This window comes from Hyphomicrobium sp. DY-1 (assembly GCF_047497105.1).
Lineage (GTDB): Bacteria > Pseudomonadota > Alphaproteobacteria > Rhizobiales > Hyphomicrobiaceae > Hyphomicrobium_B.
This window is the reverse complement of sequence record NZ_CP134870.1, coordinates 4289791-4305012: the sequence shown is the minus strand read 5'-3', so window position 1 is coordinate 4305012 and position 15222 is coordinate 4289791. Positions and strand designations below refer to the sequence as shown.

16 protein-coding genes are annotated in these 15222 nt (G+C 62.2%); 11 read left to right on the top strand and 5 right to left on the bottom strand.

Features of this window, described 5'->3' with window-relative positions:
• The first annotated feature begins 57 nt into the window (after positions 1 to 57).
• From RLW41_RS20925 to RLW41_RS20905, 5 genes are all read left to right on the top strand, one after another.
• Complete coding sequence (locus tag RLW41_RS20925) at positions 58 to 387, top strand: DUF5076 domain-containing protein (RefSeq protein WP_013947710.1); 330 nt, start codon at positions 58 to 60, stop codon at positions 385 to 387.
• A gap of 216 nt (positions 388 to 603) precedes the next feature.
• Positions 604 to 975, top strand: coding sequence for a hypothetical protein (locus tag RLW41_RS20920; RefSeq protein WP_013947709.1), 372 nt, complete (start codon positions 604 to 606; stop codon positions 973 to 975).
• 233 nt (positions 976 to 1208) lie between these two features.
• Positions 1209 to 1493 carry a hypothetical protein gene (locus RLW41_RS20915; protein ID WP_013947708.1) on the top strand — a complete coding sequence of 95 codons (285 nt, stop codon included), beginning with the start codon at positions 1209 to 1211 and terminating at the stop codon, positions 1491 to 1493.
• Between the two features lie 70 nt (positions 1494 to 1563).
• A complete protein-coding gene (locus RLW41_RS20910; protein ID WP_013947707.1) occupies positions 1564 to 1818 on the top strand; it encodes a GlsB/YeaQ/YmgE family stress response membrane protein in 255 nt (84 codons plus the stop codon).
• A 98-nt stretch (positions 1819 to 1916) separates the two neighbouring features.
• Positions 1917 to 2390 carry a type II toxin-antitoxin system RatA family toxin gene (locus RLW41_RS20905; protein ID WP_414462739.1) on the top strand — a complete coding sequence of 158 codons (474 nt, stop codon included), beginning with the start codon at positions 1917 to 1919 and terminating at the stop codon, positions 2388 to 2390.
• Here RLW41_RS20905 and RLW41_RS20900 read toward each other — a convergent pair.
• The 5 genes from RLW41_RS20900 to RLW41_RS20880 all read right to left on the bottom strand — a co-directional run bounded on the left by RLW41_RS20900 (position 2380) and on the right by RLW41_RS20880 (position 6307).
• Entirely contained in the window at positions 2380 to 3240 is an 861-nt protein-coding gene (locus tag RLW41_RS20900) for a pentapeptide repeat-containing protein (protein WP_414462738.1), read from the bottom strand. The genes RLW41_RS20905 and RLW41_RS20900 overlap by 11 nt on opposite strands.
• The gene (locus RLW41_RS20895) at positions 3237 to 3728 is read right to left on the bottom strand and encodes a CinA family protein (RefSeq protein WP_414462737.1); all 492 of its coding nucleotides are present in this window, start codon (positions 3726 to 3728) and stop codon (positions 3237 to 3239) included. Before RLW41_RS20895 ends, RLW41_RS20900 begins: the two co-directional genes overlap by 4 nt.
• A 107-nt stretch (positions 3729 to 3835) precedes the next feature.
• Positions 3836 to 4321, bottom strand: coding sequence for a MarR family winged helix-turn-helix transcriptional regulator (locus tag RLW41_RS20890; protein ID WP_024275875.1), 486 nt, complete (start codon positions 4319 to 4321; stop codon positions 3836 to 3838).
• A 184-nt stretch (positions 4322 to 4505) separates the two neighbouring features.
• The gene (locus RLW41_RS20885; RefSeq protein WP_409559930.1) at positions 4506 to 5126 is read right to left on the bottom strand and encodes a cation transporter; all 621 of its coding nucleotides are present in this window, start codon (positions 5124 to 5126) and stop codon (positions 4506 to 4508) included.
• Positions 5123 to 6307: a bifunctional 2-C-methyl-D-erythritol 4-phosphate cytidylyltransferase/2-C-methyl-D-erythritol 2,4-cyclodiphosphate synthase gene (locus tag RLW41_RS20880; RefSeq protein WP_414464626.1), complete on the bottom strand. Its 1185-nt coding sequence runs from the start codon at positions 6305 to 6307 to the stop codon at positions 5123 to 5125. The genes RLW41_RS20885 and RLW41_RS20880 overlap by 4 nt, the downstream gene beginning before the upstream one ends.
• 288 nt (positions 6308 to 6595) lie before the next feature.
• Here RLW41_RS20880 and dusB point away from each other — a divergent pair, with 288 nt between their 5' ends.
• From dusB to RLW41_RS20850, 6 genes are all read left to right on the top strand, one after another.
• Positions 6596 to 7582 carry a tRNA dihydrouridine synthase DusB gene (gene dusB / locus RLW41_RS20875; RefSeq protein ID WP_414462736.1) on the top strand — a complete coding sequence of 329 codons (987 nt, stop codon included), beginning with the start codon at positions 6596 to 6598 and terminating at the stop codon, positions 7580 to 7582.
• Positions 7579 to 8748, top strand: a complete 1170-nt coding sequence (locus RLW41_RS20870) for a two-component system sensor histidine kinase NtrB (RefSeq protein WP_409559928.1) — start codon at positions 7579 to 7581, stop codon at positions 8746 to 8748. The genes dusB and RLW41_RS20870 overlap by 4 nt, the downstream gene beginning before the upstream one ends.
• Positions 8748 to 10193 carry a nitrogen regulation protein NR(I) gene (gene ntrC / locus RLW41_RS20865; RefSeq protein ID WP_409559927.1) on the top strand — a complete coding sequence of 482 codons (1446 nt, stop codon included), beginning with the start codon at positions 8748 to 8750 and terminating at the stop codon, positions 10191 to 10193. The genes RLW41_RS20870 and ntrC overlap by 1 nt, the downstream gene beginning before the upstream one ends.
• Positions 10194 to 10443: 250 nt before the next feature.
• Entirely contained in the window at positions 10444 to 12810 is a 2367-nt protein-coding gene (locus RLW41_RS20860; protein WP_409559926.1) for an ATP-binding protein, read from the top strand.
• A gap of 33 nt (positions 12811 to 12843) precedes the next feature.
• Positions 12844 to 14244 carry a sigma-54-dependent transcriptional regulator gene (locus tag RLW41_RS20855; protein WP_013947696.1) on the top strand — a complete coding sequence of 467 codons (1401 nt, stop codon included), beginning with the start codon at positions 12844 to 12846 and terminating at the stop codon, positions 14242 to 14244.
• A gap of 9 nt (positions 14245 to 14253) precedes the next feature.
• Complete coding sequence (locus RLW41_RS20850; protein WP_414462735.1) at positions 14254 to 15117, top strand: D-amino-acid transaminase; 864 nt, start codon at positions 14254 to 14256, stop codon at positions 15115 to 15117.
• Positions 15118 to 15222: the final 105 nt, after the last annotated feature.

The window sequence follows — 15222 nt, the reverse complement described above, 5'->3', positions numbered from 1 at the left end:
TGACGTGTGTGGTGGCTAAATTTGCCGACGCGATCGTAATCAAGGAGTCCGTCGACGATGTCTGACTTTAACGATTCGGATCCGCTCCTTGAGCTGGATGTGCCCGACGGGGTTCCCGAAGCCGAACAGGCGGTCGAATTGATTCGGGCCTGGGTCGCCGACGGTGCCTTGGCGGTGGCTCTCAACGGCGAGGCCTTCGGTCCCCAGTTGGAAGAGTGGGGGCGCGTCCTTGCGCAGATCGGCCATCACATCGCTCATGCGGCGTCGCTGAGCGGAGAACTCGGTGAGGAACACTCCATCGAAGCCCTCCGCAAAGGCTTCAACGCCTCGTTCCCGCAGAGCGAGCTTGCGAGCTACGGCAAGATGCGCCGCCGCGTCACGCACTGACGCATTCCACCAAGCGATACCACTCCCTCTCGGTTCGACGTGAATCGAGTGTTGCCGGGTTGCGCCAGAGCGCCGATGTCCACACCTTCGATCTGCCGGCAGAGTTTCGCTAGGGGATGACCGGCCTCACCCAGCTTGCGCACACTTCCGCCCAGCCGCTAAGCAAACGAGACGTGCGCGTTAAGTTGCCGGCGTGCAACTTCTGGGGGTGGGTCGATGACTGCGGTATCATTTGGCAAAGTCGGAATGATCGTCGTTGCAACAGCGTTGGTCGGCGGCTGCGCGAACGGGGGCTTTGATCTCTCGACGGGCTCGATCACACCCCAGCAGACCGCCGCAAAGACGGACCCTGTGTGCGTCTCGCTGGCAAGCCAGATCAACACGCTGAAAGCTGACGGCACCATCAATCGGCTCGAGCAGGCGGCAGACGGCAAGACGAGCAAGGTCTCGGTCAAGCGCACGGCGCTGCAGAAGCAGGCTGAACTCAACAAAGCCTACGAGCAATTTCAGACCCGGTGCGGCCCGTCAGTCCCGAACCAGGCTGCGGCGCAAGCACCCACGCAGCAGACGGCAGCGGCAAATAAATAAGTCTGCCTGAAAGCCGATGATCGCGCAGCGCCCGCGGCGGGCTCCGGAAAACGGGGCCTGCGCTGGCGCAGAGTGTATCCCCGGAGGCTATTTTCAAATTGGTGAGTGCTGCTGCGCCGCCACAGGAACGCCACGGGGGATTGCGAAGGCTATCGAGCTGTGGTCTTTGCGACCATTGCGGGGGCAGGGGCTCCTTCTCACTTCCAAAGAACTTACGCGAGCGAGACGGATAAATGCGGGGTAGTCTAGCGGTTGTTCTTGTGACCGTCCTGACGGGGGCGCTCCAAGGTTGCGGAGGCGCGGCCGGAGGAAACGGCGATCCGGGTGCGCGACCGCTGCCACCGGGTCAGTCGTGCGGATCCATCCGTAACGAACTCAATCGCCTGGACTCTCAGGGCGTGCCTGCGCAGGTGGAACGCGCGAGCAACGGCGGCAAGCTCAGCGCCGGCCAGCGTGCCAACGTTGACAAGTACAATGACCTGCTCAATCAATATTTAGGCGCGCGCTGCCACGTCTAAAGCACCACGTCGCAAGCCGGTCAGTTGATGATCGCTTGCGCTGGCACTGGAAATGTCGTCGGAGAGCCGGATGGACAGCCAAACCCGCGATTTGATCGTCTTTGCCCTGATCGGCATCGTTGCCGGCTTCCTAGCCTCGCTCGTGGTCGGCGGTGATGGCCTGATCCGGTATTTGATCACCGGCATCATTGGCGCGTTCGTCGGCGGCTATCTGTTCAAGGCGCTCGGTATCAATCTCGGCATCGGCAACGCCCTCGTCACCGAGATCATTACCGCGGCCATCGGCGCCATCATCGTCGTCCTTCTGGCCCGGCTGATCGCTTAAGTGATCGCCGGCTGCTGTGACGGGGCGGGAAGCGCCTCGCGCAGCTATGACGTCATGCGCATTTTCATCTTATCTGATCGTGTGCCATAAGCGCCGCCATGCCGTCTTTTTCATCCCAGCGCCACGTACGCTTCTCGGCCGCGCAAATGTATGCGCTCGTCGCCGACATCGAGAAATATCCCGAATTCTTGCCGCTCTGCACCGGCTTGACTGTCCTCTCACGCCTCCCGCAAGGGGAGGGGGAGGAACTGACGGCGCGCATGAGCGTCGGCTATAAATCAATCGCCGAGAACTTTACCACGCGCGTCGTAACCAACCCGGCAGAGCTGCGCATCGACGTCAGCTATCTCGACGGTCCCTTCAAACACCTCGACAATCGCTGGCGCTTCATGGACGACGCAACGGGCTCGGCGGTCGACTTCTTCATCGATTACGAGTTTCGCTCGAAGCTGCTCGGCGTGCTGATGGGCTCGATGTTCGATCAGGCTTTCCGCCGCTTCACGCAGGCATTCGAGGAACGGGCTGCCAAGATCTACGGCAACGCAGCCGCGAAGATCGCATCTAGCGAATGATCTTGTCCGAGTTTCTGGCGAGCGACAGCCCCTTGAGGCTTCCGAGCCCGATCGCGCCGTGAAGCCGCGTGCCGGACAGGTCGGCGCCGGTGATGTTGGCATCGGTCAAGTCCGCGTCCGTCAGGTCCGCTCCGGTGAGGTCGGCGCCGCTGAGATCGGCTCCTGAAAGATCGGCCCCTCGCAACTGGGTAGCGTGCAGGATCGCGCCTTTGAGCACGGCGAAGCTCAACTGAGAGCGGTCCATGTTGGCTCGCGTCAGGATTGCGCCAGAGAGGTTCGCGCTGACGAAAACCGAGCGCCAGAGATGTTCGATGAAACCGGTCCTGTTGATCGGCGCGCAGACCGAATCCGTCAGATCGGCGCCGGAAAAATCGGACCCCGAAAAATCGCCAAAGAACTTCACGCGTTTGAGCGAAGCGCCCTTCAGGCTCGGCGCCTCCCGCGGGATAGGCACGAGCGTTGACGTCGTCGCCGGCCGCATGAGGGACGCATCATCGAGAGTGGCGCCGTCGAAGCGTGCACCGATGATAACCGCCCGGTCGAGCCGCGCGCCGCTCAGATCGACGCCGGAGAGATTGGCGCCGGTCAGGTCCGTGCCGAACAGATTGGCCTGCCGAAGGTCGGCTTTCTTGAAATCGAGAGATGCCAGATCGAGCCGCATCAGATTGCGGTTGTTGAGCGCTGGGTGGCTACCGGGTGCGGCGCGGAACAGCAGGATCGAAATATCCCGTGCCGAAAGATCGGCCGCCGAAACCGGTGAGAAGACCGACGTTGTTCCGAGCAAGGCACCGAACATAGCCACGGCGATCGCGCCGATGGATCGGTTGCGCAAACCCAGACATCCGATCATTTGGCCGCCTCTTCGAGCAGTCTCAATGCCGCCCTGAGGCTGGCTAAGCGTACTTCGTCGCGGCCGGCTTCGCCGAACATGTGCCGTTCCACGCGCGGAGCATCAAATACCGACGCGACGGCGATGTAAACCAGCCCGACCGGCTTGTGCGGGCTTCCTCCACCGGGACCGGCGATGCCCGTAATCGAAACCGCGAGATCGGCGCCGGTTGTGCTGACCGCGCACTCTGCCATCGCGTGTGCGACTGCCTCGCTGACCGCGCCGTGGTGCTTGATGAGTTCGGCATCGACGCCGATCATGTGTTCCTTGGCGTCGTTCGAATAGGTCACGAACCCGCCGTAGAAGACATCGGAGGAGCCGGGAACGGCGGTGATGGCCGCAGCCACGAGCCCGCCCGTGCAGCTCTCGGCCGTCGTCAGCGTTCGATTCTGAGCGCGAAGGGTGTCGATGAGATGCTTGGCGCTGGTGAGGACGTCTGCCGGGAACACTGGGGGCCTCGTCGCTTATTCCAAAAAAGAAAATGGGGAGCGCTTCCGATGAAGCGCCCCCCTAAAGGCTAACTAGAGAGAGGAGAATGTGCAAACGGCCCAGCTGATCAGGCCGCCGCGAGTACCTCGGCATGCGAAAGCAGACTGTCGAGTACAGACCTGCTGTCAGTCCCCATGGCACCGACAGTACGCTTCTGGGCATCCTGCCAGATCGGATAGGCATCCTTCAGAACAGCCTGACCTTTGGGCGTAAGGTGCAGACCGCGTCCCCGCCGTCCGGCGGGCGGATCCATGACGATGTGGCCAAGCGCGAGCAGGCGCTTCAAGTTGCGGGACAGTGTCGACTTCTCGATGTCGAGTTCGTGGCCGATCTCGACGGCGGTGATGCCGTCACGAGACGCGAGCTGGGCAAGCAGCGTGTATTGGCTTGCGGTGATGCCAAGTGGGCGCAAGGCATCATCGTAGACCCTCGTGACGATACGCGAGAGCTGACGAACACGGGTCGCTAAGCACATCTCGGCTTGAGCCTCGGCAATAGTGCTGATGGCTGCGTCGACGTGCTGGCGGTCGAGATTTTGGGGCATGATGTTCATATCGGCTCCCGTATGGGCACTCTCGTGTGGATCGTGGCAATACAACCACGTGTTCATTTGATGCCGCGATTCTGCCTTGAGGGTCAATGGCGAAAGCCGTTGCAAAGCAGCATCTGAGGCTGTGGTGTTGCCCATGTGCGCAGCTGCAACTCGACGCACCTGCGCTTGTGGATATCTACCGCTGTCAGGAGCGTGACTGCGCGTGCTCTTCGCGAGCCGCTTCATAGACTTCGTGCGCTGCACCAGCATTGATCGCGGCGATGCCGAGGCCGACGATCAGATCGGGCCAGTGCGAGTGCGTGACGCTCGTCAGCAGGCCTGCCGCAATAATCGCAATGTTGGCCGCCACGTCGTTGCGCGCCGACAGGAACGCAGCGCGCGTCAGACTGCCGCCGGCGGCCCGGAACGGCGCCAGCATCCACGCGCATATTGAGTTGACGATGAGCGCGCCGATGCCCGTCACCGTGATCGGTATAGCCTCCGGCACCAAGCCGCTTGAAAAATTCTGCCACGCTGTCCAGAGCGTCGCGAGGCCCGGCACCAGGATAATGACAGCCAGAACCATTCCGAGCTTGGCCCGTTGCGCCATCGTGAACCCGAGCCCGGCGAGGATCAGCAGGTTGACCGCGCCGTCTTCGAGAAAATCGACGCTGTCGGCAAACAACGCGACCGAGCCGATCGCCAGCGCGACCGCAAACTCGATACCGAAATAGGTGAGGTTCAAGACGGCCACGTTTCGGACCGTCAACCGCAGCGCGGTGTTCGTCGCGATGTCTGAAGAAGACTGCTGCGGCTTGTCGCTCATGTTGTCTCCGCGGGTAAGAAGACCATCGCTGTCGCCATGGCGGCGATGCCTTCGCGTCGTCCGGTGAAGCCCATCTGCTCCGTCGTCGTTGCTTTGATGCCGACGCGATGTGCGGGAAGTCCGAGCACGCCACCGATCAGCTCTTGCATGGCCGGGCGATGCGGACCGACGCGCGGCGCTTCGGCGAGCACCGTAATATCGACATTGCCCACCCGGCCGCCAAGATCGCGCACGCGCCGAACAGCGTCTTCAAGAAAGAGCTTCGATGCCGCGCCTTTCCACTTCGGATCGGACGGCGGGAAGTGCTGACCGATATCGCCGTCGCCGATGGCGCCGAGCAAAGCGTCGGTCAATGCGTGCAATACGACGTCGGCGTCCGAATGGCCTTCGAGCTTGTGTGTATGCGGGATCTTGATACCGCCGAGCCAGACGTGATCGCCCTCGCAAAAGCGATGCACGTCAAAGCCGCTCCCGATCCGCGGTTCTAATGTGCTCGTCAATTGCCGGTCCGCCACGTCGAGATCCTCTGCTGTCGTGATTTTGATGTTGCTGCTTAAGTCTTCGACGATAGCTACGTCGAGCCCGGCCCATTCCGCAATTGCCGCGTCGTCGGTGAATGTGTCGATGCCTTGCTCGGCCGCTTTGCGGTGCGCGCTCAGGATCGGTGCAAAGTGAAATCCCTGCGGCGTCTGTGCCCGCCAGAGACCATCGCGTGCGATTGTGTCGGTCACAATACCGTCGGCCGCGCGCTTCAAGGTATCGGTGACGGCAAGAGCTGCTAGCGCGCCTGGCCGTTCGCCGAGGGCGCCAATGACCTTCGAAATCGTCTTACCTGAAACGAACGGCCGCGCTGCGTCGTGGATCAGGACGAGGTCGGGCGGCGACGAGGAGGCGAGAGCTTCAAGACCCCGAAGGACCGAAGCCTGACGCGTCGGCCCGCCGATCGCGGGCGCGGAAAGCTTCGCCCAACCGCCAGCGGAGGTCGCAAGCTGATACAACTCGCGGTCGTCCGCGTGAATGACAACTTTGACCTCGTCGATCTCGGCGTGGCCCGCGAAGATGGCTATCGCCCGCTCGAGCACGGATTTGCCGCCGATCTGAGCATATTGTTTCGGACCCGCGCCCTGGTTGGCCGCGCGCGTTCCCCGTCCGGCCGCGACGATTAAAGCGGCGATGCGCAACACAAACCTCCCCCAAGAACAGGATGCTGCCCGAAAGTCAGGCTGCAACTCCCTGCCTGTTGGCGAGCACTTTCGCAACACTCGCCTTGCAACCGCGACGTTGACGGCGGACGTGCTATGCCCAATTTCATAGCCGAACAGGGTGAGACCGCGTCAAATGGGCAAATTGTAAATGTATTGTTCGCCCTTGCGAAATCATTCCTCCTTGCCTAGTCTGCCCAAACTCACGGCAGACGATCGTTCTGCTCAATGAATAGGCAGTCGATGGGGCCGTCTCTCTAGGACCGTATGCTGGAAAACATCGTAAACGGCGCGCCACCTGCAGTGCTGGCGCCCATGTCCGGAGTAACTGATTTACCGTTTCGCCGCCTTGCTCACCGCCTTGGAGCGACGCTGGTCGTATCTGAAATGGTTGCGAGCGAGGAACTGGCGAAGGCGCGCCGCGACGTGCTGCGGCGGGTCGAAGGTCGTGATTTAACGCCGTTCGTCATTCAGCTCGCCGGACGCGACGAACATTGGATGGCCGAAGGCGCGAAGATCGCCGAAGCCAAAGGCGCCCACATGATCGACATCAATATGGGCTGCCCGGCGCGCGAAGTGACAGGCAAGCTGTCCGGCTCCGCGCTGATGCGCAATCTCGATCATGCCCAGTCGCTCATTCGCTCCGTCGTCAATGCCGTCAGGGTGCCGGTGACGTTGAAAATGCGCCTCGGCTGGGACGACAAGACCCGCAACGCTGGCGAGCTTGCGCGCCGCGCCGAGGCCGAAGGCATCAAGCTCATTACCGTGCACGGGCGCACACGCTGCCAGTTCTTCACCGGCGCTGCCGATTGGCGCGCGGTGCGCGCCGTCGTCGACGCCACCTCGCTTCCCGTCCTAGTCAACGGCGACATTCTCTCGCCCGACCACGCTCGCGCGGCGCTGGAAGCTTCCGGCGCAAAGGGTGTGATGGTCGGACGCGGCGCTTACGGCGCGCCGTGGATGCTGGGACGGATCGCCAAGTCTCTCGCATCGGGCCGCGACCCTGGCGATCCGGTGCTCAACGAACAGCGCGATATTGCGATCGAGCATTTCGAAATGATGCTCGGTCATTACGGCAGGGAACTGGGCCTGCGCAACGCGCGCAAGCACATCGGTTGGTATCTGGCGTCGAGTGGGGCCAGCGACGCAGTCGTCAAGTCCTGGCGGGGAAAGCTTTGTGTGATGCTTGAACCGCAGCGCGTGATTGATGGCCTTAAAGCCTTTTACTCTGGTACGGAGTCTCTCGCGGCATGAGCAGCAAGTCGGCGTCGATACGCCAATCCGAACGCGCCTCCGCGGCGCCACCACCGGGACCGATCGTCGATTGCGAAGATCTCTTGAGTGCGCTTCCGCACCCGATCCTCGTCATCGCCAACGATCAGTCGATCGTGTTTGCGAACTCGGCAGCGGAATCCTTCTTCTCGATGAGCGCGACCACGCTCACGCGCAGCCGGATTTCGGAGATCGTCGCGTTCGGCTGTCCGCTGCTCGGTCTTATCGAGCAGGTGCAGGCGACCGGCGCAACCGTGAACGAATACGGTATCGAAGTCGCGACACCGCGCTTCTCGGGCGCTAAGCTCGTCGACATCTACGGCGGCCCGCTCCCTGAAGAGCCGCGCAACATGTTCCTCATGCTGCAGCAGCGCTCGATGGCGCAAATGATCGAGCGGCAGTTGACGCATCGCGCAGCGGCCCGCTCCGTTTCCGGCATGGCCGGCGTGCTGGCGCACGAAATCAAGAACCCGCTGTCCGGCATTCGCGGCGCGGCGCAGCTGCTGGAGCCGGGACTGTCCGATGAGGACCGCGCTTTGACGCAGCTCATCTGTTCCGAGACCGATCGCATTCGCAATCTCGTCGATCGCATGGAAGTGTTCGGCGACGAACGTCCGATCAGCAAGGATGCCGTCAACATCCATGATGTTCTCAACCATGTGCGCCGCATCGCCGAGCATGGCTTCGGCCGCAACGTTCGTTATGTCGAAGACTACGATCCGTCGCTGCCCTTTGTTCTTGGCAATCGCGACAAGCTCGTTCAGGTCTTCCTCAATCTTCTGAAGAACGCCGCCGAAGCTATTGGCGAAAAGACAGATGGCGGTCGCATCATCCTGACGACGGCGTTTCGACCGGGCGTAAGACTGTCGCTTCCGGGCTCCGATACGCGCGTCAGCCTGCCGTTGATGATCCAGATCGAAGACAACGGCTGCGGCATCCCTGAGCACCTGAAGCCGCATCTCTTCGATCCGTTCGTCACGACGAAGGCATCCGGCAGCGGACTGGGCCTCGCCCTTGTCGCGAAGATCATCGCCGATCACGGCGGTATCATCGAATGTGAAAGCGAACCAAAACGCACGGTATTCCGCGTGCTGCTTCCGATGCAGCGTACACGTCCCGCGGCCGTGCCGACCACGAGAGAGACTTGATGGCCAGAGGCACCATACTGATCGCCGACGACGATACCGCCATTCGAACGGTGTTGAACCAGGCACTGGCGCGCGCCGGCTTCGCCCCCCGCGCAACGGGGAACGCGGCGACGCTCTGGCGTTGGGTGAGTCAGGGCGAGGGCGATGTTGTCATCACTGACGTCGTGATGCCCGATGAAAATGCGTTCGACCTGATCCCGCGCATGAAAAAATTGCGTCCGGATCTGCCCATCATCGTCATGAGCGCGCAAAACACGCTGATGACGGCGCTGACTGCGGCGGAGAAGGGGGCATTCGAATATCTGCCCAAGCCGTTCGATCTGAACGAGGTCGTTGCTGTCGTCTCGCGGGCGCTGTCGGAACCGGGCCGCAAACGCCAGACGACGGCGACCGAGCGCGAATCTGACGAGCTGCCTCTGATCGGTCGTTCGCTGCCGATGCAAGACATCTACCGCGTTCTCGCCCGCCTGACGCAGAGCGATCTGACGGTCATGATCAACGGCGAGAGCGGTACGGGCAAGGAACTCGTCGCCCGCGTACTGCACGACTACGGCAAGCGCCGGCATGGTCCGTTCGTTGCGATCAACATGGCGGCAATCCCGCGCGAGTTGATCGAGAGCGAACTGTTCGGTCACGAGAAGGGCGCCTTTACCGGCGCTCAGACGCGCACGCCCGGCCGCTTCGAGCAGGCGGAAGGCGGCACGCTCTTCCTCGACGAGATCGGTGACATGCCGCTTGAAGCTCAGACGCGTCTTCTGCGCGTTCTGCAGCAGGGCGAATATACGACGGTCGGCGGCCGCACGCCGATCAAGACCAACGTCCGCATCATCGCCGCGACCCACCGCGATCTCAAAACGCAGATCCAGCAGGGCCTCTTCCGCGAAGACCTGTTCTATCGCCTGAACGTGGTGCCGATCCGTCTGCCGCCGCTGCGCGAGCGCCTGGAAGACGTCGGCGATCTTGTCCGCCACTTTCTGCGCCAGGCCGCCCGCGAAGGCCTCGGCCAGAAGTCGATCGAGAGCGCGGCCATCGAACGCCTGAAGGCCCATCCGTGGCCCGGCAACGTTCGAGAGCTTGAAAACGTCGTCCGTCGTCTCGTCGCGCTCTATACGCAGGACACGCTGACAGCACAGATCGTTGAGCAGGAGCTTGCAGGCTCTGCCGTTGCGCCGCCTATCGGTGGCCAGCCGGAGAGCGGCGACCTCGGCGAGGCGGTCGAGCGCTACCTGTCGCGCTACTTCTCGTCCTTCGGCAACGACCTGCCGCCGCCGGGCCTCTACGATCGCGTCATCCGCGACGTCGAGAAGCCGCTGCTAAGTGCCGCGCTGGCGGCGACGCGCGGCAATCAGATCCGGGCCGCCGAGCTTCTTGGGCTCAACCGGAACACGCTCCGCGCCCGCATTCGCGACCTCAACATCAGGGTATTCCGCACGGTCGAGGGCTGACGTCCTCGGCCGGAAACGGCGTCGAAGTTATCCACAGGCAGCCGGTAACGGAAAATTTGGCGCTTGAACTGCGCCACACCCGTCGCGAAAATGTCACAGTTACGTTGTTGTTTCTCCCGACGTGATGCGGGATCGCCGCTTCATGCGCGCCAGCGGGCGACGCACAGCGTTGGGCAACGTCGCGCAGGAACTCTATCGAACGAAAAATAGAAAACGAATTCATAGCGATAGTAGACTTGGTCGTAATCTGATGAGCGCCGGCAACAGCAATGGCAAAGCTGACACGATCGCTCGCGGCGATCGCGATGCCGTGCGCGATCCCGACGCTATGGGCGACCGCGAGGCTATGGCTGCGCTCATGGATGAGGGGACGACCCCACTCAATCCGTCCGACCGTGCGTTTTGGTTTGGATTGGGCGTCGTCCTGCTGTCGCTGACGTCCGCGCTCGTCAGCTACATGATTTTGACCGGGCTGACGGCGATTGCTCCCCGCAACGAATACGTCTGGGGTGCGCTCGCCATCAACGCCGTTCTGATCCTGACGATGTTCGGCACCATCGCGTGGCAGGCTCTCGGGCTCAGGCGCGCGTGGAAGCAGAGGATACCCGGCGCCCGCTTGCACACCCGCATCGTGGCGCTCTTCAGTTTGATCGCCGCATTGCCCGCGGTGCTGCTTGCCGTCGCCGCCACGACGACGTTCTCTCGTTCGCTCGACGGCTGGTTCTCGGGCCGCACCAGCGCCATCGTCGAAAACTCTTATGACGTTGCCCGCGCCTACGTCGACGAGCACAGCCAGATCATCCGGACCGATATCGTCAACATGGTCCGTGACATCAACGGCGAGGCCGCGACGCTCAAGGACGACCCTGACGCCTTCCAGAAATTCCTCATCGGTCAGGCCGGCCTGCGCGATCTGACGTCGGCCTACGTCATCGATTCCGACGGCGTGCCGATCGTGCTCGCGCTCGACGACCCGAAGCTGCCGTATGTCGTGCCACCGCCATCGGCCATCCAGCAGGCGGAAGCCGGTCAGGTGGCACTCTCGCGACCGTCGAGCGATTATCGGATCTCGGCCATCGCCAAGATCGACTCGATGCCCGGCCGCTATCTCTACGTCGCCCGCGGTGTCAGCCCGAAGGTGATCCAACATCTCAAAAGTACCGAGCAGAACGTCTACGAATATTCCCGCCTGCGCCAAGCCAAGAGCGGTCTCAAAGTCGCGCACGGGCTGATCTATTTCATGATCTCGTTGACGTCGCTACTGGCGGCGATCTGGGTTGGCATGTGGTTCGCAGGCCGCTTCGTCGCTCCGATCCGCAGGCTGATCGCCGGCGCCCAGGAGGTCTCGCGCGGCAATCTCGAAATCGAGCTGCCTGAGAAGCGCGGGGAGGGGGACCTTCGCCGTCTCTCGCACACCTTCAACCTGATGACGCGCGAGTTGAAAACCCAGCAGGACGCGCTTGTCACGACCAACGCGCAGCTCACCGAGCGGCGGAATTTCATCCAGGCGGTGCTGTCGGGCGTTTCAGCCGGCGTCATCGGCCTCGACAGCAACGATCGCATCACGCTTCTGAGCCGCGCCGCCGAGCGCCTGCTCGGAACGCAAAGCGTCGAGGCCGTCGGCAAACTTCTGACCGACGTCGTTCCTGAATTCGCACCCGTCCTCGCACCTGTCGATGAGCAAGGGTTGAAAAATAAAGGTCAGCACGAAATCAAGAAGCAGATCGGCGATGAGGAACGGACGTTCGCCGTCCGCATTACCCACGAGCGGGAAGAAGATGAGGGCGACGTCGGCTCTGTCGTGACGTTCGACGATATCTCCGAGCTTGTGCAGGCACAGCGGACGAGTGCGTGGGCCGATGTCGCGCGCCGCATTGCGCACGAGATCAAGAACCCGCTCACGCCGATACAACTTGCAGCCGAACGCCTGCGCCGCAAGTTCGGGACGCAGATCGACGACAACCGCGACCTGTTCGAAACGCTGACGCAGACGATCGAACGCCAGACCGGTCAGATCAAAAGCATGGTCGACGAGTTCGCGTCGTTCGCGCGCATGCCGCAACCCGTCATGGCCGACCAGGATTTGCGCCTCGCCGTACAGGAGCCCGCCGTGCTCTTCCGCGAAGGCAACAAGGATATCGACTTCAAGCTGGAGCTTCCCGAGGGCCCCGTCACCACGCGCTTCGATCTGCGGCTCATTTCGCAGGCCGTCACCAATCTCATCAAGAACGGTGCGGAAGCAATCGAGTCCTATGGCGAAGCCCAAGGCCGCCCCGCGAATTACAAGGGCAGTATCGAGGTCCGGCTTGTTCCGTCGGCGGATCGTGTAGCGATCGAGGTTATCGACAACGGCATCGGCCTGCCAAAGCAAAACCGCGCCAAGCTTCTCGAACCGTATGTTACGACGCGTGCGAAGGGGACTGGCCTCGGTCTCGCAATCGTGCAAAAGGTCGTCGAACAGCACGGCGGCACGCTAGCACTTGAGGATGCACCCTTGACCGAGACGCGCACGCGCGGTGCCTTGGTCCGTCTAACATTGCCTCTGAAAACCAAACCTTCTGAAGTGACTTCAGCCGAGCCCATGCGCTCTCCAGCACATGCCGTTGGCGGAGCATGATATGAAACGCTTTAACCCCCCAGGAGCGCAGCAATGTCAGCTGATATTTTGATCGTCGATGACGAGGCCGATATCCGGGATCTGGTCGCGGGCATCCTGCAGGACGAGGGCCATCGCACACGCCTTGCGCGCGACAGCGACGAGGCCCTGCGCGCCATCGAAGACCGCAAGCCGCATCTGGTGATCCTCGACATCTGGCTGCAGGGCAGCCGCCTTGACGGCCTCGAGGTTCTGACGGTGATGAAGCGGACGTATCCCGATCTTCCCGTCGTCATCATCTCCGGACACGGCAACATCGAAACGGCCGTGACCGCGATCAAGCGCGGCGCGTATGACTACATCGAGAAGCCCTTCAAGTCCGACCGCCTCGTGCTTGTGGCTTTGCGCGCTCTCGAGGCCTCGCAGTTGAAGCGCGAAGTGAAAGAGCTGAAAGAGCGCTCGGTCGTCTCGGCCGAGATGATCGGCAAGTCGCCCGCGATCAATCAGCTCAAGAACAACATCGACAAGGCCGGGCCGACGAACAGTCGCATCATGCTGCGCGGCGCGTCGGGCTCCGGCAAGGAACTCGCGGCCCGCGTTCTGCACCAGAAGTCGCTCCGCGCCGACGGCCCGTTCGTCGTGCTGAACGCAGCCGCCATGGTGCCAGATCGCGTCGAGGAGGAGCTGTTTGGAACCGAGGACCGCACCGGTGGCCCACGCAAGGTCGGCGCGCTCGAAGAAGCCCACACCGGCACACTCTACATCGACGAAGTCGCCGACATGCCGATGGAAACGCAGGGCAAGATCCTGCGCGTTCTGGTCGAGCAGAAGTTCTTGCGTCTTGGCGGCTCGCAGAAGGTGTCGGTCGATGTCCGCATCATCTCGTCGACCTCGCGCGATTTGGAGCAGGACATTCGCGAAGGCCGCTTCCGCGAAGATCTCTATCATCGTCTCAACGTCGTGACGCTTCGCGTGCCGAGCCTTGCCGAGCGCCGGGAAGATATTCCCGAACTGATCCAGTACTTCATCGGGCAGGTCGCGCAGACATCGGGCCTCGCGCCGCGCCGTATCGGCGAAGACGCTATCGCGGTGCTGCAGGCGCACGACTGGCCGGGCAACGTCCGCGAGTTGCGCAATAACGTCGAGCGCCTGCTGATCCTTGCGGGCGGCGAAGCGGGCGCGGCGATCACGGCCGACATGCTGCCTGAAGAAATCGGTTCGAACGTGCCGCTGCCCGTGAACGGCGGGGCCGAGCATCTGATGTCGCTGCCGTTGCGCGAAGCCCGTGAAATCTTCGAGCGCGAATATCTGCTGGCGCAGATTAACCGTTTCGGCGGGAATATTTCCCGCACTGCGGAGTTCGTCGGCATGGAGCGTTCTGCACTTCACCGCAAGCTTCGGGCGCTGGGCGTCTCGTCCGAGCAGCGAAGCGGCGATCTGCGTTCCGCCTCCTAGGAGCCGCGCTTGACCCGCATCGTCTACGTCAATGGCGCCTACCAGCGCTATGCGGAAGCCGCAGTTCACACCGAGGACCGCGGCTTTCAATTTGCCGATTCCATCTATGAGGTCATCGAGGTGCTCGATGGCCATCTGGTTGATGCAACCCGCCATCTCGCCCGACTGGCCCGGTCTCTGTGGGAGCTTCGCATCGCACCGCCAATGTCGGACGCTGCTCTGATGCAAGTGATCGGACAGGTAATCCGCCGTAACCGCATCCGCGACGGCATCGTCTATATGCAGGTGACACGCGGCGCCGGCCCGAGGGATTTTGCCCTGCCGTCGGCCGGAACTGCTCCGACCCTCGTCATTCTGGCGCGCGCCCAACGCAAGGGCTGGTCGGCCGAGCTCGCCAAGACGGGGATCGCCGTTAAAACCATTCCAGACAATCGCTGGGGCCGCTGCGATATCAAGACCGTGATGTTGCTTCCCGCCGTTCTCGCCAAGGATGAGGCGCGCAGAAACGGGGCCAAGGAAGCCTGGTTCGTCGATGCCGAAGGAAATGTGACAGAGGGCGCGTCAAGTAACGCCTGGATCGTATCGTCTGATGGAGCGCTGATTACGCGCCCGCTCGGCCCCCATATTCTTCCCGGCGTCACCCGCGCTACCGTCATGGACGTCGCCAAGGCTGAGGGATTGAAAATCGAAGAACGCGCCTTCGGGAAAGAGGAAGCCTTGCGCGCCCGGGAAGCGTTTGTGACGTCCGCTACGAATATCGTCATGCCGGTGGTCAATATTGACGGCAGTCCAGTAGCCGACGGCCGTCCGGGCCCACTGGCGCGCCAGCTACGCTTGAGATTTCATCATGTTGCTGAAATTTCAGAGGGGTAGTGCGAACGTTGCCGCATTGTGCGAAGCATCAATGGATGTAGAGTGCCGTCGCTTCGATCGTCATCGCACCCCCGGTGAAATCGAAACCGTTGCGGCGCTTCGTTG

Bases quoted from the DNA above. Each gene is read 5' to 3' on its own strand.
- RLW41_RS20925 (WP_013947710.1), top strand. From the start codon at position 58: ATGTCTGACTTTAACGATTCGGATCCGCTCCTTGAGCTGGATGTGCCC.
- RLW41_RS20920 (WP_013947709.1), top strand. From the start codon at position 604: ATGACTGCGGTATCATTTGGCAAAGTCGGAATGATCGTCGTTGCAACA.
- RLW41_RS20915 (WP_013947708.1), top strand. From the start codon at position 1,209: ATGCGGGGTAGTCTAGCGGTTGTTCTTGTGACCGTCCTGACGGGGGCG.
- RLW41_RS20910 (WP_013947707.1), top strand. From the start codon at position 1,564: ATGGACAGCCAAACCCGCGATTTGATCGTCTTTGCCCTGATCGGCATC.
- RLW41_RS20905 (WP_414462739.1), top strand. From the start codon at position 1,917: ATGCCGTCTTTTTCATCCCAGCGCCACGTACGCTTCTCGGCCGCGCAA.
- RLW41_RS20900 (WP_414462738.1), bottom strand. From the start codon at position 3,240: ATGATCGGATGTCTGGGTTTGCGCAACCGATCCATCGGCGCGATCGCC.
- RLW41_RS20890 (WP_024275875.1), bottom strand. From the start codon at position 4,321: ATGAACATCATGCCCCAAAATCTCGACCGCCAGCACGTCGACGCAGCC.
- RLW41_RS20885 (WP_409559930.1), bottom strand. From the start codon at position 5,126: ATGAGCGACAAGCCGCAGCAGTCTTCTTCAGACATCGCGACGAACACC.
- dusB (WP_414462736.1), top strand. From the start codon at position 6,596: ATGCTGGAAAACATCGTAAACGGCGCGCCACCTGCAGTGCTGGCGCCC.
- RLW41_RS20870 (WP_409559928.1), top strand. From the start codon at position 7,579: ATGAGCAGCAAGTCGGCGTCGATACGCCAATCCGAACGCGCCTCCGCG.
- ntrC (WP_409559927.1), top strand. From the start codon at position 8,748: ATGGCCAGAGGCACCATACTGATCGCCGACGACGATACCGCCATTCGA.
- RLW41_RS20860 (WP_409559926.1), top strand. From the start codon at position 10,444: ATGAGCGCCGGCAACAGCAATGGCAAAGCTGACACGATCGCTCGCGGC.
- RLW41_RS20855 (WP_013947696.1), top strand. From the start codon at position 12,844: ATGTCAGCTGATATTTTGATCGTCGATGACGAGGCCGATATCCGGGAT.